This is a genomic window from Streptomyces canus (assembly GCF_041435015.1).
Lineage (GTDB): Bacteria > Actinomycetota > Actinomycetes > Streptomycetales > Streptomycetaceae > Streptomyces > Streptomyces canus_G.
In genome coordinates this window covers 6134474-6152161 of record NZ_CP107989.1, presented here as the reverse complement: position 1 = coordinate 6152161, position 17688 = coordinate 6134474, and the positions used below count along the sequence as shown (strand labels likewise).

General features: G+C 69.7%; 14 protein-coding genes. 8 read left to right on the top strand and 6 right to left on the bottom strand.

Annotation, left to right across the window (positions count from 1 at the left end):
• Positions 1-100: 100 nt before the first annotated feature.
• Positions 101-745 (top strand): class I SAM-dependent DNA methyltransferase, encoded by a 645-nt coding sequence (locus OG841_RS28110; RefSeq protein WP_328638956.1) that lies wholly within the window; start codon positions 101-103, stop codon positions 743-745.
• A 489-nt stretch (positions 746-1234) separates the two neighbouring features.
• Here OG841_RS28110 and OG841_RS28105 read toward each other — a convergent pair whose 3' ends face one another.
• The 4 genes from OG841_RS28105 to OG841_RS28090 form a co-directional block, all read right to left on the bottom strand.
• Positions 1235-2446, bottom strand: a complete 1212-nt coding sequence (locus OG841_RS28105; protein ID WP_365120031.1) for an acyltransferase family protein — start codon at positions 2444-2446, stop codon at positions 1235-1237.
• Positions 2443-4644: a glycosyltransferase gene (locus OG841_RS28100; protein ID WP_328638963.1), complete on the bottom strand. Its 2202-nt coding sequence runs from the start codon at positions 4642-4644 to the stop codon at positions 2443-2445. The genes OG841_RS28105 and OG841_RS28100 overlap by 4 nt, the downstream gene beginning before the upstream one ends.
• A gap of 544 nt (positions 4645-5188) precedes the next feature.
• Complete coding sequence (locus OG841_RS28095) at positions 5189-5932, bottom strand: hypothetical protein (protein ID WP_365120028.1); 744 nt, start codon at positions 5930-5932, stop codon at positions 5189-5191.
• Positions 5933-6377: 445 nt separating this feature from the next.
• Positions 6378-7373: a LysR family transcriptional regulator gene (locus OG841_RS28090; RefSeq protein ID WP_365120025.1), complete on the bottom strand. Its 996-nt coding sequence runs from the start codon at positions 7371-7373 to the stop codon at positions 6378-6380.
• A gap of 83 nt (positions 7374-7456) precedes the next feature.
• On the opposite strand from OG841_RS28090, the gene OG841_RS28085 reads away from it, so the two are divergent.
• From OG841_RS28085 to OG841_RS28060, 6 genes are all read left to right on the top strand, one after another.
• The gene (locus OG841_RS28085; RefSeq protein WP_365120023.1) at positions 7457-8800 is read left to right on the top strand and encodes an MFS transporter; all 1344 of its coding nucleotides are present in this window, start codon (positions 7457-7459) and stop codon (positions 8798-8800) included.
• Between the two features lie 720 nt (positions 8801-9520).
• Positions 9521-10813 carry an ABC transporter substrate-binding protein gene (locus OG841_RS28080; RefSeq protein WP_365120022.1) on the top strand — a complete coding sequence of 431 codons (1293 nt, stop codon included), beginning with the start codon at positions 9521-9523 and terminating at the stop codon, positions 10811-10813.
• The gene (locus OG841_RS28075) at positions 10810-11754 is read left to right on the top strand and encodes a carbohydrate ABC transporter permease (RefSeq protein WP_328638968.1); all 945 of its coding nucleotides are present in this window, start codon (positions 10810-10812) and stop codon (positions 11752-11754) included. The genes OG841_RS28080 and OG841_RS28075 overlap by 4 nt, the downstream gene beginning before the upstream one ends.
• On the top strand, positions 11751-12575 hold the full coding sequence (locus OG841_RS28070; protein WP_328638969.1) for a carbohydrate ABC transporter permease: 825 nt from the start codon (positions 11751-11753) through the stop codon (positions 12573-12575). The genes OG841_RS28075 and OG841_RS28070 overlap by 4 nt, the downstream gene beginning before the upstream one ends.
• 13 nt (positions 12576-12588) lie before the next feature.
• Positions 12589-14838: an alpha-xylosidase gene (gene yicI, locus OG841_RS28065; protein ID WP_371567028.1), complete on the top strand. Its 2250-nt coding sequence runs from the start codon at positions 12589-12591 to the stop codon at positions 14836-14838.
• Entirely contained in the window at positions 14838-15842 is a 1005-nt protein-coding gene (locus OG841_RS28060; RefSeq protein WP_371567027.1) for a LacI family DNA-binding transcriptional regulator, read from the top strand. The genes yicI and OG841_RS28060 overlap by 1 nt, the downstream gene beginning before the upstream one ends.
• Before the next feature lie 32 nt (positions 15843-15874).
• On the opposite strand, the gene OG841_RS28055 is transcribed toward OG841_RS28060, so the two are convergent.
• Complete coding sequence (locus OG841_RS28055; protein WP_328638972.1) at positions 15875-16582, bottom strand: hypothetical protein; 708 nt, start codon at positions 16580-16582, stop codon at positions 15875-15877.
• A 41-nt stretch (positions 16583-16623) separates the two neighbouring features.
• Here OG841_RS28055 and OG841_RS28050 point away from each other — a divergent pair, with 41 nt between their 5' ends.
• Entirely contained in the window at positions 16624-17031 is a 408-nt protein-coding gene (locus tag OG841_RS28050) for a nitroreductase family deazaflavin-dependent oxidoreductase (protein ID WP_365120014.1), read from the top strand.
• 49 nt (positions 17032-17080) lie between these two features.
• Here OG841_RS28050 and OG841_RS28045 read toward each other — a convergent pair whose 3' ends face one another.
• Positions 17081-17683 (bottom strand): hypothetical protein, encoded by a 603-nt coding sequence (locus OG841_RS28045; RefSeq protein ID WP_365120012.1) that lies wholly within the window; start codon positions 17681-17683, stop codon positions 17081-17083.
• Positions 17684-17688 lie beyond the last annotated feature (5 nt).

The following is a 17688-nucleotide window of genomic DNA, read 5'->3' as shown; positions in this document are numbered from 1 at the left end:
CACGCATCGTGGTCCATCTGGAACGCCAGGTAATTCACCCCTCGCAGCGTCAGTCGGCCTCCCGCTCAGTCGTCAGATTGCGGGATTACTGTGTCGGAGCATGAACCCTGACGGCTGGTTGGCGGACACCCGCTCCTCTTACGACACGGTCGCGGTGAGCTACGCGGAGCAACTGCGCGAGGCCCTGGGCGGCTTGCCGTACCTCCAGGCGGCGCTGGGCCTGTTCGCCGACGCGGTCGCTGAGGCAGGTGGCGGGCCGGTGGCGGACCTGGGATGCGGACCGGGACACGTCACAGCCCATCTGCACAGCCTGGGCGTCGACGCCTTCGGCATCGACCTCGCCCCGGGAATGGTCGACGTGGCTCGAAACGATCACCCTGCCCTCCGGTTCGAGGTGGGCTCGATGACGGATCTCAACCTTGCTGACGAGTCGATCGCCGGTGCACTCGCGTTCTGGTCGTTGATTCACGTCCCCGACAGCGAGGTCCCCAAGGTCCTCGATGCCCTCAGCCGGGCACTGCGCCCCGGCGCACCACTGCTGATCGGCTTTCACGTGGGCGACGGGTCGCGGCTGAAGACGCAGGGCTACGGTGGCCACCCGATGAAGGTCTACATCCACCGCCGCCGCCCCGCCCAGGTGAGCGCCTGGCTGCGCGAGTCCGGGTTCACGGTCGAGACCGAGATGCTGCTCGATCCCGAGAGCAGTGCTCCAGGAGCGATCCTCTTCGCACGTCGTCGTTCGTAGCGGTCAGTCCGCTGCGGAAGCTGCGGAATCGCCTCGGGGTGGGTTGAGTTCGAAGGTCCGATGGTGCCGTATGAGCGCCAGTTGAGGCGGCGCCTGGCGAGAGCGACGACGGCCTGCTCGTATCCCTTGCCCTCGCCGCGTTTTGCGGTCGTAGAACTTCTTGGAGATGGCAGCGCGCTGCGATCTGGGCGGAGCGGCGGCATCCATGTACTTGTTGCAGTGCCGATTGCTCACACTGACTCCGGCTGTCCTTCTCACGCCGGGCAACGTCATGGATGTCAGCGGCTCCGCAAGGGCATCGCCGCGAGCGAAGGAGGGACCAGCCTCAACTCCCTGGCTTCCGCCGCGAACTCCTCAGGCGGAACCGACACCGCGTGTCGGGCTCCGGCACGCAGGTCATCAACCCGAACACCTACTGGCCGAAGCGGCTCTCCATCGGATGACATCGCCGGGCTCCGCTCCCCGCACCGGGGGCGGAGCCCGGAGTCGTCAGGACCCTTGTCGGACGGTCTCCGCGGGCCCGACCCGACCCCGTCGTGAACCGTTCGGCCACAGCCTCGGCCTGCGCTTCGCCGCCAAGTCCTCGATCCACCCGAACGCCAGGATCGCGAGCCCGATCAGCGGCCAGACCAGGAAGAACATCCAGAGCATGTCCGTCGCGTCGAGCGCCTCGACCGCGCGGTCGCTCTGCATGAAGGGGAGGCGGTAGGCCAGGTCGATGATCGGGACCGTGGCCATGATCAGCAGGTTGTGCCAGAGGTAGATGGTGACGGCCCGGTTGTTGGAGAGGGTCACCAGTTTGTCCCAGCGGGCCAGCCGGCCCGGCAGCTCCTGCCAGGACGGCGAGTACTGGAGCAGGATCACCACGAAACCGAAGGACCAGGCCGCCTGGGCCAGCGGGATGTCGTTCAGGTCCCAGCCCTCGGGGCCCAGATGGCCGGACGCCCACCACAGGGCGAAGGCCATCACCAGGACCGAACCGGAGACGGCGAGGTAGCGCGGGACCTTCGCCAGCACGCCCTCGTGGTGCGCGAAACCGAGGACCCAGCAGCTGCCGTAGACCGCGAAGTCGGTGACCGCGTTGCCCAGTTCGCCGGGGATCGTCACCAGTCCCGTGCCCACCACGGCCGTCAGGGCCAACGGTGCCAGCAGTGTCGCCCACGGCACCTTGCGGAACGCCCACAGCAGCAGCGGGGAGGCCAACACGAACCACAGATACGCGCGGAGGTACCACAGCGGGCCCACCGCCTGATCCGCCCACGTACTTTCCAGCAGGTCCTTCGGGAAGCCGACCTCCCAGGGGTACGGCGGCGCCCCGATCGGGATGACGTAGTTGACCAGCTCCAGCAGGCCCCAGGTGCCGCTGTGGTCCGGGTCCTCCGAGAGCTTCCAGCCGCCCAGGAACATCAGCGGCAGCACCACCGCGCTGAACGCCCAGAGCGGAGGCAGGAGTCTGCGGATCCTGCCCCTGATCACGCTCAGCGTCGGCCTGTTCAGCGAGCGCGCCATCAGTGACCCCGCGAGCGCGAACATCACGCCCATCGACGGGAACAGCACGGTCAACCACGCCCAGCCGAACAGGTGGTAGAGGACCACGCGGACCAGCGCCAGGGAGCGGAGAAGGTCCAGATAGCGGTCCCGGCCGGGGGCCTTGGGCGCAGCGACCACCCCCCGCCGCCCCGCCGTGTACTCCTGCGTCATGCGACCGGCCTCCGCTCGTCACTCTCACTGCGCGTCCGCTGCCTCGCCACCGGTCCGCCCGGTGCCTCGACGACTCCCGTGCGGCGCAGCTTCTGCCAGCGCAGGCGGCCTCCGGTGAGAGCCGTGATCCAGGACTGGAGCAGCACGACGTACATGAGCTGGCGGTAGAGGATCTGCTGCAACGGCAGCGAGATCAGGTGTGTCATGCGTTCTCGGTCCAGCCGGAACGCGTAGGCGGCGCAGACCAGTTGGATCATGAGGACGCCCAGCCAGGCCACGATCGTCTTCTCGGTCGGGCCGAACACGACGCCGTAGAGAAGGAATACGTCGATCAGGGGGGCCAGCAGCGGGGCCACCACCATGAACAGGGAGACCAGGGGCAGGCCGACGCGGCCGAAGCGGCCCGACGGACCCCGTTCCACCAGTGCCTTGCGGTGCTTCCAGATCGCCTGCATGGTGCCGTACGACCACCGGTAGCGCTGGGACCAGAGCTGTTGCACCGATTCCGGTGCCTCCGTCCAGGCGCGCGCCTTCTCCGCGTACACCACGCGCCAGCCGTCCCGGTGCATGGCCATCGTGATGTCGGTGTCCTCGGCGAGCGTGTCGTCGCTCATGCCGCCGACGCGTTCCAGAGCGGAGCGGCGGAAGGCCCCGACGGCGCCGGGAATCGTCGGCATGCAGCGCAGGACGTCGTACATCCGGCGGTCGAGGTTGAAGCCCATCACGTACTCGATGTGCTGCCAGGCGCCGATCAGGGAGTCCCGGTTGCCGACCTTGGCGTTGCCGGCCACGGCTCCCACGCGCGGGTCGCCGAAGGGCTGCACGAGCTCGCGGACCGTGGACGGTTCGAAGACGGTGTCGCCGTCCATCATCACGATGATGTCGTGACGGGCGTTCGCCAGACCGCGGTTCAGCGCCGCGGGCTTGCCCGCGTTCAGCTGGCGTACGACCCGGACGTTCGGCAGGCCCATCGCCTCGACGATCCGGGCGGTGCCGTCGCTCGAACCGTCGTCGATGACGAGCACCTCGATGGGGTGCTCGCTCGCCATGAGTGAACGGACGGTGCTCTCGATGCACTTGGCCTCGTTGTACGCCGGGACCAGCACCGACACCGGCTGGGTGACCGGCTCTCCCCAGCGGAAGTCCTTGCGGCGCACCCGGCGGGCGTGGATGCCCGAGAGCAGGAGCATGAGGACGAAGCGGCCGATGACCAGGGAGCCGATGATCGAGAGACCGACGACGAGCACGTCGGTGATGTGCTCGGAGGCCTGGACCAGGAAGATCCACGCCTTGCCCTTCCACAGCTCGGGGCCGGTGACGGCGGTGTGCGCGGTGGGCGCGTCGAGTGCCTCGGTGAGGTTGTCGAACTTGTAGCCCTTGTCCTGCATGTCGGGCAGGAATAGGTCGAGCGCCTGGACCGTCTGGTGGCGGTCGCCGCCGGAGTCGTGCATCAGCACGATCGCGCCCTTGCCGTTCTTCGGCGTGGCGTTGCGGATGATCTGGCGTACGCCGGGCTTCTGCCAGTCCTCGCTGTCGGTGTTGTTGACGACGGTGATGTAGCCGCGGGTGCCGATGTACTGGGTGACCGGCCAGGACTTGTCGTCCATGGCGTCGGCGAAGGAGGAGTACGGCGGCCGAAAGAGCGAGGTGCGGATACCTGCCGCGCCGGCGAGGGCGAGCTGGTTCTGGGACAGCTCCCAGTCGATGCGCTTCTGGGACTGGAAGGACAGGTCGGGGTGGTTGAAGGTGTGCAGCCCGACCTCGTGGCCCTCGCTGACGATGCGCTTGACCAGGTCCGGATAGCGGGAGGCCATGGTGCCGGTGACGAAGAAGACCGCGTGTGCGTGGTGCTTCTTGAGGACGTCCAGGACCTTGGGGGTCCAGGTCGGGTCGGGGCCGTCGTCGAAGGTGAGGACGAGTCGACGGTCCGGCATCTTCAGGCTGGTGGCGCGGCCGCTGCGGGTGTCGATCACCGGGCCGCCGTCGAGGATCTTCTCGGGCACCTTGTCGGTGGAAGCCTCGGACCGGATGCGGTGGTCGGCGAGGATCTCGCTGTGGACGTAGCCGCGCAGCATCAGCATCGCCATCAGGGCGACGAGGACGAGCACGGGCAGCAGCAGGCGCATGGGCAGGCGACGGCGCCTGGAGCCGTCGGGGGCTCCTGGTGCGGCCCCCGGGCGGCGGGTTCGGGATGCCATCAGGGGATGTACTCCGGGGACGGGGAAGAGAGCGGGGCGTCGGACGACGCGGGAGCCGAGGTGCCGGAGGTCTCCGACGCGACGGGCACGTAGGCGACTGAGCCGACAAAGGCCCCCGCGCGGCGGATACGGGACGCCATCACAGAAGGCGCTCCGGGGACGGGGACGACAGCGGATCGCCGGACGGCACCGGAACCGGCGCACGGGAGGTCTCCGACGCGACGGGTGCGGGCGAGGGCGGGCCGTCGGCCACCGTGCCGGAGCTGGCGCGGCATCACAGAAGGCGCTCCGGGGACGGGGACGACAGCGGACCGCCGGACGGCACCGGAACCGGCGTACCGGAGGTCTCCGACGCGACGGGTGCGGGCGAGGGCGGGCCGTCGGCCACCGTGCCGGAGCTGGCGCGGCATCACAGAAGGCGCTCCGGGGACGGGGACGACAGCGGGCCGCCGGACGGCACCGGAACCGGCGTACCGGAGGTCTCCGACGCGACGGGTGCGGGCGAGGGCGGGCCGTCGGCCACCGTGCCGGAGCTGGCGCGGCATCACAGAAGGCGCTCCGGGGACGGGGACGACAGCGGGCCGCCGGACGGCACCGGAACCGGCGTACCGGAGGTCTCCGACGCGACGGGTGCGGGCGAGGGCGGGCCGTCGGCCACCGTGCCGGGGCCGGCGCTGCCGCCGCCCGTGGTCTCGGTCGGGGCGACCGAGGGGTCGGGGCTGGTGGTGACGGGCGGGGTGACCGAGGGACTGGGCGGCGGGGTGATCGACTGGGTCGGCTGCGTCGAGGGATCGGCGCTGGCCGACGGGTTGCCGCCGGGCTGGGTCGCGGTGGCCGACGGATCGGCGGACGTCCCCGGCTTGCCCGGGCTCACGGTGGCGCCGGGCGCGGTGCCACTGGCCCCAGGAACCGGTGTCACCCCGCCGCTGACCGTCGGGGTGGTCCCCGGGATCACCCCCGTGGTGGCGGAGGGCAGGGCGGAGTCCGCCGGCATCGGGCTGGTGTCGACCTTGCCGGCCGGGGCGTCGTCCTTCGGGCCCGTCATGGGGAGCCAGGGCGCGTTGGAGTTGCCGGACAGCAGGGTGACGACGATGACGACGGCGTAGACCGCACAGGCCAGGCCCACGGCGATGCCGATACGACGGAAGCGGCGGCTGCGCCGGCCCGACTCGTCGACGAAGACCGGGCCGTCGGAGCTCTCGGACCCGCCCTCACCTCCGGGACGGCCCTCGATGCGCTCGTCGCCGTTCCCGCCGACCCCGTCGACCCCGTCGAGCTGGACGGTCACCTCGTGCGGATCGTGTGCGTGACCGGCACCGCTGCCGGACTCGTCCCACGGATCGCGTACGACGGCTCTGCGGCCGGCCGGCTCCGGGGCACCCCGGCCGCGGTCCGCTCTCGGGGCTCCGGGGAAGTCCCGCTTCCCGTCGTCGGCCAGGGCTCCGGTTGTGCCGGTTTCGCCGGTTTCCGAAAACGTCTGGGTGGTGCCCCCAGCTGTCAGTATGTCCTGGGTGCCTGATGCAGCCTCGGGCCATTCCGGTTGGGCGTCTTCTCGCCACTTTTTTAGGTTCTTCACGCGCACGCACTTCCCCCCACGGGCTGTTCTGGGCGCGCTGTCGACCTTGAGCACACGTCGGCTGAACCAGGCCCCCACCTGGTCCAAGCGCCCCCTTTACCACACCGTGCTCAGGTCACGAATGTAGCGCAGACGAAGGAAGTGTGTTTGCCACGTGTCATTTGTGGATGTTCATATCGAGCTCATCGGTGGCTGGAATCCATCCATCGGCGGGCCGACGAAGCCAGTCAAGTTCGACGGAAAGTTCGATTGCGGCACGCCGAAGGGCGTCGAACGCGGGATGCGCCAGACCCCTGCGCCACACCAGCGACACGGGCGACAGAGGTACCGGGTCGACCAGCGGACGCAGCACGGTGGCAGGCATGGCCGGAAAATCCACGACCGCGAGAATCGGGTTCCGAGTCTTCGCCATGATCCGCTGGAACTCCTCGTCGCCGACCGCGAGCGGGGCCGGCGGAGCGATGTCGATGCCCCGTCCTTCGAACAGCCGACGAGCGAGATCGGTCCATTCCGGAGTACGCGGATTTCCGGCCCCCGCGTACACGGTCTCGCCCTCCAGGGCGGCGAGCGGCACCCGTTCCAGGGAGACCAGCGGGTGATCCTCGGGCAGGACGACGGCCATGGGCTCGAGGCGCACGGGCTGGTGGTCCAGGCCCGCCCTCAGCGCCGGGTCGAGACCGGTGAACCGGCCGAAGGACACGTCGAGGCGACCGGCCAGCAGCTCGCCCGCGGCGCCGGTCAGCCCGCTCTCGTAGCGGGCCATCAGCTCCTGGTCGGGGGCGAGTTCCCGGGCCCGCAGCAGCACAGCACGGGCGGTTGCCTGGTCGGGGAAGTTCAGGTCCACGAGCAGCGGACGGGCCTGCGCGAAGGCGGCGAGCAGCTCGTCCTGGGCGTCCAGGGCCCGGCGGGCGTACGGCACCAGCCGCTCGCCGTCGCCGGTCAGTGTCACCTGCCGGGTCGTGCGCACGAACAGCTCTGCACCCAACTCCCGCTCCAGCCGCCGCACATCACGGCTGAGCGCCTGTTGGGCGACGTAGAGCCGGGCCGCCGCGCGCGTGAAGTGGAGCTCGTCGGCGACGGCCAGGAAGGCGCGCAGGAGACGCGGGTCGAGGTGGTGGGAGCGGGGGCCGGGGCTCGGGCTGGGCGCGGACATCGGGCGAACTTACAACACTGGTGCGTGAATCGGTGAGGAGAAGGTGTTGGACCTCTTGATCGCCGCCACGCGACGGTAGACGCATGCCGCGACCGGACCGACCGATGTTCACCACGACCGCCGACGCCCTCGTCATCGTCGACTTCAGCCCACGAGGCCCGCGAGGCCCGCGAATCCCGCATGCCCCGCGCGAGCCAAGTGCCTATCGCCGCCTTCTCGCCACCCCCGGAGCCCGCGCCTTCACCATCGGGAACCTTCTCGCCCGCCTGCCCATGGGCATGTTCAGCGTCAGCTCGGTCGTCATGATCGCCGGGACGCGTGGGTCGTACGCCCTCGCCGGCGCCGTCACTGCGGCGGGCCTCGCGGCGACGGCGGTGGTCGCCCCGTGGACCGCGCGGCTCGTCGACCGACACGGACAGGCCAAGATCGCCGTACCGGCCACGGCACTCGCCGCACTGGGTTCGCTCGCGCTGCTGCTGTGCGTCCGCCTCGGCGCGCCGGCGTGGACGCTCTTCGTGTCGTACGCCGCCACCGCCACCACGCCCAACCTCGGCGGCATGTCCCGTGCCCGTTGGGCCCACCTCCTCGCGGGCGACGAGAAGTCCCTCCATGTCGCGAACTCCTTCGAGCAGGCCGTCGACGAGGCGTGCTACATGCTGGGCCCGGTTCTCGCGGCCTTCCTGTGCACGGCGTTCTTCCCGGAGGCGGGCACGCTGGCCGGGGTGGTGCTGCTGGTGACGGGTGTGCTGGTGTTCGCCGCGCAGCGCTCGACGGAACCGCCGGTGCGGAAGCGTGGCCTTTCGCAGGCGCCCTTCCGCGCGCCCGGCATCCCACCCCTGCTCGCCGTCTGCCTTGCCATGGGTGCCGTCTTCGGCTCCATGGAGGTCGTCACCATCGCCTTCGCCGACGCCCAGGGACACCGCTCGGCGGCCGGGGTGGTGCTCGCGCTCCAGGCGGCCGGGTCGTGCGCGGCGGGGCTGGCCTACGGGGCGACACGACGGACCGGTTCCGCCGAGGACCGGTACGTGTGGTGCATCGCCGCCATGACGACCCTGCTGACTCTCCCCCTGCTGGCCGCCTCCCTCACGGGCTCCCTGCTCGCCCTGGCGGCCGCGCTGCTGATCGCCGGGATGGCGACCGCCCCGACGATGGTCACCGGGATGACCCTGATCCAGCGCCGCACCCCGCCCGGCCGCCTCAACGAAGGCATGACCCTCGCGGTGACCGGCCTGTTCGGCGGAATCGCCTGCGGCAGCGCGGCGGGCGGCTGGACGGTGGAGCACCTCTCACCGACGGCGGGCTACGGAGTCCCGATCACGGCGGCGGCCGCGGCCCTGACAACCGCGCTCACGTCGGCCGGACGACCGAGCACGCGTCACCCACAGCCCACTACAACAACCCCACCACCACAGCCGCGACGACCCTGACAACCGCCCTCACCTCGGCCGGACGACCGAACACGCCTCACCCACAACCCACTACAACAACCCCACCACCACAGCCGCGACGACCCTGACAACCGCCCTCACGTCGGCCGGACGACCGAGCACGTCTCCCCCACGACCGACTACAGCTGCCACGGCCCTGACGAACACCTTCATATCGCCCGCCCACAGCAACAACGTCGACAGCCGGACAGTCGACCACCTCTCGCCCACAACTCGCTAGGGCACCCCCACCACCACAGCACCCCCGACGGCCAGGCAGTCCAACACGGCTCGCCGACAGCGGGCTACGGCACCCCGACCACCACAGCCCCGACGATGACCGCCCTCGCGTCGGCCCGGCCACACACGCCCGCACGCCCCGACGGCCGAACAGGCGACACCTCTCGTCCACGGCCCGCCACAGCACCCCGACCACCCCCACCGCCGCACCCCCGTCGGCCGGACAGCCGAACACCCCCGCCCCGACCCACCACTCCAACCCCACCGCCACAACCAACCCCACCCTGACGCGCCACCCTCCCCCCGACCCGATCGTCGAATCGCTTCACCCGATCCTGCATAACCCATTGACGACCTTCAAAGGCGCCACATACGTTCCTTCGTCGAAGCGCTTCGACAGGCGTCGTCGAATGGAGTCGAATCGACGACCCCTGCGTGGCGCCCGGCCCGAAGCACCATCCGACTCCCCGGAGGTACGGGATGTTGACGGCACGACGGCGCGTGGTGGCGGCGGCGGTGATCCTGACCGGATCGCTGCTGGTGACCTCCTGCGGGGACTCGGACAGCGGGTCCTCCGACGGCAAGACACTCAGGCTCTGGCACTACGAGGGTCCGAGCAGCGCGATGGGCATCGCCTGGAAGGAGGCGATCAAGGAGTTCGAGGCCACGCACCCCGGTGTGAAGGTGGAGTTCGAGGAGAAGAGCTTCGACCAGATCCAGAAGACCGCTCCGATGGTCCTCAACTCCTCGGACGCCCCCGACCTCATGGAGTACAACAAGGGCAACGCGACCGCCGGCCTGCTCTCGAAGCAAGGTCTGCTCACCGACCTCACGGAAGAGGCGACCAAGCGCGGCTGGGACAAGAAGCTCAGCCCGAGCGTGCGCACGACGAGCCTCTACGACACCAACGGCGTGATGGGCTCCGGCAAGTGGTACGGCGTTCCCAACTACGCCGAGTACACGCTGGTCTACTACAACAAGGACCTCTTCAAGAAGTACGGCATCGCCGAGCCGAAGACGCTCGACGAACTGACCGCCGCGATGGACACGTTCGTCGAGAACAAGGTCACCCCCCTCGCCAACGGCGGCGCCGCCTACCCGGCCCAGCAGTACCTCTACCAACTGGCGCTGTCGAAGGCCGACCGCTCGTGGGTCGACGCCTACCAGCTCTACAAGGGCAAGACGGACTTCCACGACGCGGCCTGGACGTACGGCGCCCAGACCTTCACCGACTGGGTGAAGAAGGGATACTTCAGCAAGTCCTCCAGCGGCCAGAACGAAGAGGCCGCCGGTGTCTCCTTCACCTCCGGCAAGGCGCCGATCCTGTTCTCCGGCAGTTGGTGGTACGGCCGCTTCAAGACGGACAACAAGTTCGACTGGGGCACCTTCCGGTGGCCCGACTCGAAGCTCACTCTCGGCTCCGGCGGCAACCTCTGGGTCGTACCGAAGGGTTCGAAGAACAAGGACCTCGCCTACGACTTCATCGACATCACCATGTCGAAGAAGATCCAGAACCTGCTCGGCAACTCCGGGGGCGTCCCGGTCGCGGCCGACGCCTCCGCCATCACCGACCCCCAGTCGAAGACCCTGATCGACGACTTCAACACCCTCTCCAGGAACGACGGCCTGGCCTTCTACCCCGACTGGCCGGTCCCCGGCTTCTACGACGTCCTCGTCTCCGGGACCCAGAAGCTGATCACGGGCAGCGAGAAGCCCGACGGCTACCTCAGCGATCTCCAGGAGGCCTACGACAAGGGCGCGCCGAAGCAATGACGGTGACCGTCGAACGGAGTGCGCGGGCGGCCGGCAAGGGCGCTGCCGTACGGCCCCCGCGCCGCCCCCGCGACTCCTACGCCCTCTTCCTCCTCCCGGGCGCCCTCGCCTTCCTCGCGGTCATCGTCCTGCCGTTCGTGATGAACACGTACGTGAGCTTCACGGACTGGCAGGGCGTGGGCTCCCCCGAGTGGTCGGGGCTCGCCAACTACCGCGAGCTGATGGACGATTCCGAGTTCTGGGCGTCCTTCCGGCACAGCCTGTCCATGGTCGTGGCGATGGCGGCGATCCCCACGGCCCTCGGACTGGTCCTCGCCGCCGCCCTGTTCGACTACGTCGGCAAGCACTTCGGGTCCAGAACAGCCGCCGTTCTCCGCGCCTGCTTCTACCTTCCCCAGGTGCTGCCGATCGCGGTCGCCGGCATCGTCTGGAGCTGGATCCTCGCCCCGGACAACGGCTCGCTCAACGCGCTCCTGAAGGCGATCGGCCTCGGCTCCTGGCAGCAGGACTGGCTGGGCGATCCCGACCTTGCGCTCTACAGCGTCATGGGCGTCATGGTCTGGGTCCAACTGGGCTTCCCGCTGGTCGTCTTCATGGCGGGCCTGCAGCGCGTCGACCCCCAGTTGTACGAGGCGGCCGAACTGGACGGCGCCGGCTGGTGGCGCCGCTTCTGGCACATCACGCTGCCCCAGATCCGGCCGGAGATCTACGTCGTCCTCACCTGGTGCTCGATCGCCGCGCTCAAGGTGTTCGGCGCGGTGTACGTGCTCACGAAGGGCGGGCCCGGCGGCGCCACCGACGTGCCCTCCTACTTCTCCTTCACCACGTTCTTCGAGAAGACGCAGGTCGGCTACGGCGCCGCGATCTCCACCGTGCTGACGGTGGTCATCCTGGCGCTCTCCCTGATCGGTCTGAGGCTCCAGGAGAGGACCGACTCATGACCACCGCGCTGCGCCGCTACCCGGTCCTGATCGCCCTGTGCGTCGCGGCCCTGTTCATGATCGTGCCGTTCCTGATCGTCACGGTCAACGCCTTCAAGTCCCCCACGGAATACGCCCAGAACGGCCCCCTGAGCCTTCCCGACGGCCTGTACACGACGGGCATCAAGGATTTCTGGGAACGCGTCGACTTCGGTCGGAAGCTGGTCAACTCGGTCCTGATCAGCGGCTCGGTGGCGGTACTGGCCGTGATCCTGTCCGTTCTGAACGCCTACGCGATCGGCATCGGCCGCGTCAAGGGCCGGACCTGGGTGCTCGCCTTCTTCGTCCTCGCGAACATGCTGCCGCAGGAGGCGCTGGTCTACCCGGTCTACTACCTGAGCAAGGAAGTGGGCCTCTACGACACGAGGTTGAGCGTGATCATCGTGTTCACGGTGATCCAGGCGGCCTTCGGCACGTATCTGCTCTCCGCGGTCCTCGGCCAGTTCCCGCGCGAGATCCTGGAGGCGGCCCGCATCGACGGCGCGAACCGGTGGCAGGTCCTGTGGCGGATCGTCGTCCCCGTCAGCCGCCCCACCCTCGGTGTACTGCTCGTCTTCTTCTTCATCTGGACCTGGAACGAGTTCCTGCTCCCCCTGGTCATGCTGATCTCCAACGACAACCAGACGGTGTCGGTGGCCCTCGGCGTCCTCCAGGGCCAGCGTCTGATGGACGCCACGATGACCAACGCGGCCGCCCTGCTCGGCGTCCTGCCCGCGATCGTGTTCTTCCTCGTCTTCCAGCGAACCCTCACCCGCGGTATCGCCGTGGGTGCCGTGAAGTAAGGACCCCCCACAGATGAAGTTCACCGACGGCTACTGGCTGCTGCGTGAGGGCGTCACCGCGGCGCACCCGGCCCAGGTCCACGAGGTCGCCGCATCGGACGGCCGGCTGGACATCCTCGCGCCGACCCAGCCCATCCGCCGCCGCGGCGACCTGTTGAAGGGACCGGTCGTGACGATCAGCGCCCATGCCCCGATACCCGACGTCATCGGCGTCACCTTCACCCACTTCGAGGGCGAGCAGCCGCAGGGCCCCGCGTTCGAGGTCCGTACGGAGGACTTCACGGCTCACACGGAGTACGACGAGGAGCACGCCACCCTCACCTCCGGCACGCTGTCGGTCCGGGTCGCCCGCACGGGCACCTGGCAGGTCGACTTCCTCGCGGGCGGCCGGCTGCTGACCGGCAGCGGCCCCAAGGGCATGGGCATCATGCGCGACGCGTCGGGCGCCCACTACCTGCGCGAGCAGCTGGGCCTCGGCGTGGGCACCTCGGTGTACGGCCTCGGTGAACGCTTCGGGCCGCTGGTGAAGAACGGCCAGGTCGTCGACATCTGGAACGCCGACGGCGGCACGGCCACCGAACAGGCCTACAAGAACGTCCCGTTCTACCTCACGGACGCGGGCTACGGCGTCTTCGTCGACCACCCGGGCAAGGTCTCCTTCGAGGTGGGCTCGGAGGCGGTCTCACGGGTGCAGTTCAGCGCCGAGACACAGGAGTTGACGTACTACGTCATCTACGGCCCGAGTCCGAAGGAGATCATCCGCAAGTACACGGCCCTCACCGGCCGCCCGGCCCTCCCGCCCGCCTGGTCCTTCGGTCTGTGGCTGTCGACGTCCTTCACGACGTCGTACGACGAGGAGACCGTGACGTCCTTCATCGAGGGCATGCGGGAGCGTGAACTCCCCCTCTCCGTCTTCCACTTCGACTGCTTCTGGATGCGCGAGTTCAACTGGTGCGACTTCCAGTGGGACCCGCGGGTCTTCCCCGACCCGGAGGGCATGCTCGCGCGACTGCACGCCCGGGGCCTCAGGGTCTCCGCATGGATCAATCCGTACATCGCCCAGAGATCGCCCCTGTTCGCGGAGGGCAAGGCGCTCGGCCATCTCCTCAGGCGCCCGGACGGCAGTGTGTGGCAGTGGGACCTGTGGCAGCCCGGCATGGCCCTGGTCGACTTCACGAGTCCGGCCGCCCGCGACTGGTACGCCGCCAAGCTGGAGGCGCTCCTCGCCCAGGGCGTCGACTGCTTCAAGACCGACTTCGGCGAGCGGGTGCCGCTGGACGTGGAGTGGTCCGACGGCTCCGACCCGGAGCGGATGCACAACTACTACAGCTACCTCTACAACCAGACCGTCTTCGACGTGCTGCGCAAGCACCGCGGCGAACAGGAGGCGGTGGTCTTCGCCCGCTCGGCGACCGCGGGCAGCCAGCAGTTCCCGGTGCACTGGGGCGGCGACTGCGAGGCGACCTATGAGTCGATGGCCGAGTCGCTGCGCGGGGGGCTGTCGCTGGGCCTGTCCGGCTTCGGCTTCTGGAGCCACGACATCGGCGGCTTCGAGGGCACCCCGACACCGGCGCTGTTCAAGCGTTGGCTGGCCTTCGGCCTTCTCTCCTCCCACAGCCGCCTGCACGGCAGTTCCTCCTACCGCGTGCCGTGGCTGTTCGACGAGGAATCCGTGGACGTCCTGCGGCACTTCACCCGCCTCAAGCTGACGCTCATGCCGTATCTCTACGAGGCCGCGCGCACCGCCCACGCCGAGGGCGTGCCGGTGATGCGGGCGATGGTCCTGGAGTTCCCGGACGATCCCGGGTGCGCGCACCTGGAGCGGCAGTACATGCTCGGCCCCGACCTGATGGTGGCGCCGGTGTTCAACGACGGGGGCGAGGTCTCCTACTACGTCCCCGAGGGCACGTGGACCCACTTCGTGACCGGCGAGACGGTCACCGGGCCGCGCTGGGTACGCGAGAAGCACGACTTCCTGAGTGTGCCGCTGCTGGTCAGGCCGGGCGCGGTGCTCCCGGTGGGCGCGGTGGACGACCGACCCGACTACGACCACGCCGACGGGGTGACCCTGCGGGCGTACGGCCTCGGGCGGGGCGAGCAGGTCACGGTGCGGGTCGGCGAGGTCGCCTTCACCGTCGTACGCGAAGGGGACACGCTGCGGGCGTCCTGCGGTGACCCGTCGGCGCCCTGGGGGCTGGCCGCGGGCGGGCGCGAGGCGCGGGCGCGGGCCGGGACCGGGTTCCTCTCCCTGGAGCTGGGCTGATGGCGAAGATCACCGATGTGGCGCGGCGGGCCGGGGTCTCCCCCAGCACCGTCTCCTACGCCCTCAGCGGCAAGCGCCCGATCTCCGAGGAGACCCGGCAGCGGGTCGAGGACGCCATCCGCGAGCTGGGCTACCGCCCGCACGCGGGCGCCCGCGCCCTGGCCGGCCGCCGGTCGAACGTGCTGGCGCTGGTCGTGCCCTTGAGGACCGGGATCCACGTCCCGACCGTGATGCAGTTCGCGGTGTCGGTGGTGACGACGGCCCGGCGGTACGACCACGATGTGCTGCTGCTGACCCAGGAGGAGGGCGAGGACGGACTGGCGCGGGTCGCGGACACGGCGCTGGTGGACGCGCTGATCGTGATGGACGTCCAACTGGACGATCCCCGGCTGTCGTTGCTGCGCGCACTGGACCTGCCGTCGGTACTGATCGGGTTCCCCGCCTCCTCGGAGGGGTTGACCTGCATCGACCTCGACTTCAGGGCAGCGGGCGAGGCGTGCGTGGAGCATCTGGCGCGGCTGGGCCACCGGGTGGTGGCCCTCGTCGGCTCCCCGCCGGAGGTCTACGTCCGGGGGACCGCCTTCGCGCAGAGCGTGGTCCAGGGCTTCACGTCCGCCGCCGACCGCTGCGGGATGTCGTCGACGGTGCGCCCCTGCGAGCCGGGTGCCGCCCGCGCGGTGGCCGAACAACTCCTGCGCGATCAACCTGCGTTGACGGGAGTGGTCGTCCACAACGAACCCCTGTTGCACCCCTTGGTCGACGCCTTCGAGCAGTTGGGCCTACGCGTCCCGGCCGACCTGTCGGTCACCGCGATCTGCCCCGACGAACTGGCCGAGTCGGTCCGCGTCCCGATCACCTCGGTGGCGCTGCCGTCGGCGGAGGTGGGCGCGCGAGCGGTCGAGCTCCTGATGAAGAAGCTGGACGGGACGGCCGTACCGGAGTCGACCCTGCTGCCGCCGCGGATGACGGAGCGGGCGAGCACGGGGCGGCGGACGGTTGCCTGACGCGTGGGCGGAGGACGGGCTTCCCCTGGGCCCTAGGCGAGTCCGCCGTAGGTGACGGTCCTGGCCGGCCCCGCTTCACGGGCCACGCGCTCGGCCAGGTCACGGCCCCGCAGGTCCAGTTCCCCGCGCCTCGCGTCGTCCTTCGCGTCGTCGCGGTCGTTCAGGTACTGCTCCATGCCGGCGTCGAAGTCTGCCGCCCACCTGTACAGGTCCGCGACCAGCTCGTCGGACAGGTCCAGCCCGGCGGCGGGGTCGTCGGGAGCGAAGTCCCCGAACCCCTCAGCGCGGAGCGAGTGCCACTTGTACTCGCCCTCGACGGTGATGCGGAGCGGATACGGAGGCGTGTCGTGCTCGTCGAGGGACCAGTGCAGTCGCCTGCACCCCCAGCAGACGAACTTGTCGGTGGCGTACGCGTCGTCCCAGTACCGCACCACCCACTGCGGCCCGAGGCACCGGGCCAGCGCCTGGGCGACCTCCAGCCCCTGCTCGGCATGCCTGCGCAGGGTCGGGCGGGACTCGGACCCTCCGCCGGGACGGGCCCGCGACCAGGACGTCAGCCGGTCAGCCAGGGCATCGGTCAACCCGAGGCCGAGGTCGTCGAGCGGCAGGGAGCGGGTGAACCGGGAGAGGTCGTCGGCGCCCTCCCCGTCCGCGAGATACAGCGGTGAGTCGTCGCCCTGCGCACGGACGAGCAGATGCTGTGGGGTGCGCATCGAGGTCATGCGGGGGTTCGCTTCCACGACGGTTACCAGAATCTCGGGGTCACCCTATCGTGGGAACCATGACCGCCCGCGTCTATCTGAAGCCGCCCTGGATGCAGCGCCACATAGCCAATCGGCTGGTCCCGTTGTTCCAGCGGTCGATGATCTCCCGCCTCACCGTCAAAGGCCGCCGCTCCGGCCGCGAGCGCACGTTCCCGGTGGCCGTCCTGAAGCACGAGGGCGAGCGTTACCTGGTCTCCTACCGCGGTCTGAGCGACTGGGCACTGAATCTGCGCGCGACCTCCGAGGGCCGGCTGACCAACCGGGGCCGCGCGGAGGACATCACTGTGGAGGAGGTCCCGGAGGCGGACCGCCCACCCCTGCTCGCCGCCTACCGCGAGCGCTACAACGGCATGCCCACGGTCGCGGGAGTCCTGGACGCACTGCCGAACCCGGCGGATCATCCGGTGTTCCGCATCCACACGTGAGGGCCCTGCCTTCCACGGGGTGTGGACGGCAGGGCCCTCGGACCGTGCTCTAGTCGTCGGAGACCAGGAACTCGACGTTCTGCACCACGAACTCACCGTAGTGCAGGGCCGATCCGATGCCTTCCAGCCTCTTGTACTGCTCCTCGGACAACGACGCGCCAGGGGTGTACTCCACCACCCTCAGCAGTACCCGCAACGCCAGGTCCGGGGTGCACCCGTGAGCGCAGTCGACCAGCGCCCGGCGCACCTCGGCGGTCAGGAACCCCATCCGCTCGATCTCGGCGACGACCGCGCCCCGGTGGGTGAGGCCGTCCTCCGTGTCGGCTCCGGTGAGCGGCGGCACCTCCGCCCGCGCGGACAGCCAGGTGTCACACACGTCGATGACGGTCCGCGTCCACTCGGCTCCCGTGGTCTGCCGGAAGCTCGGGCCGTACTGCGAACCGGCCGTCCACAACACCTCCAGCGTCTGCGACGGAAGGCCGTCGAGGAGCGTCCGGGCGTCGCGGCGCACCGCCAGGGCGTACTCACCGGCCCCGTCCAGCAGGCGCCGCGCGACGAGTTCGGCGGGGGTGTCCGCCTCGTAGGACCAGTCCTGGTGGAAGAAGCTCATCACCCACGGGACACCGAAGTCGAACTCGGTGAAGCGCTGCACAGCGG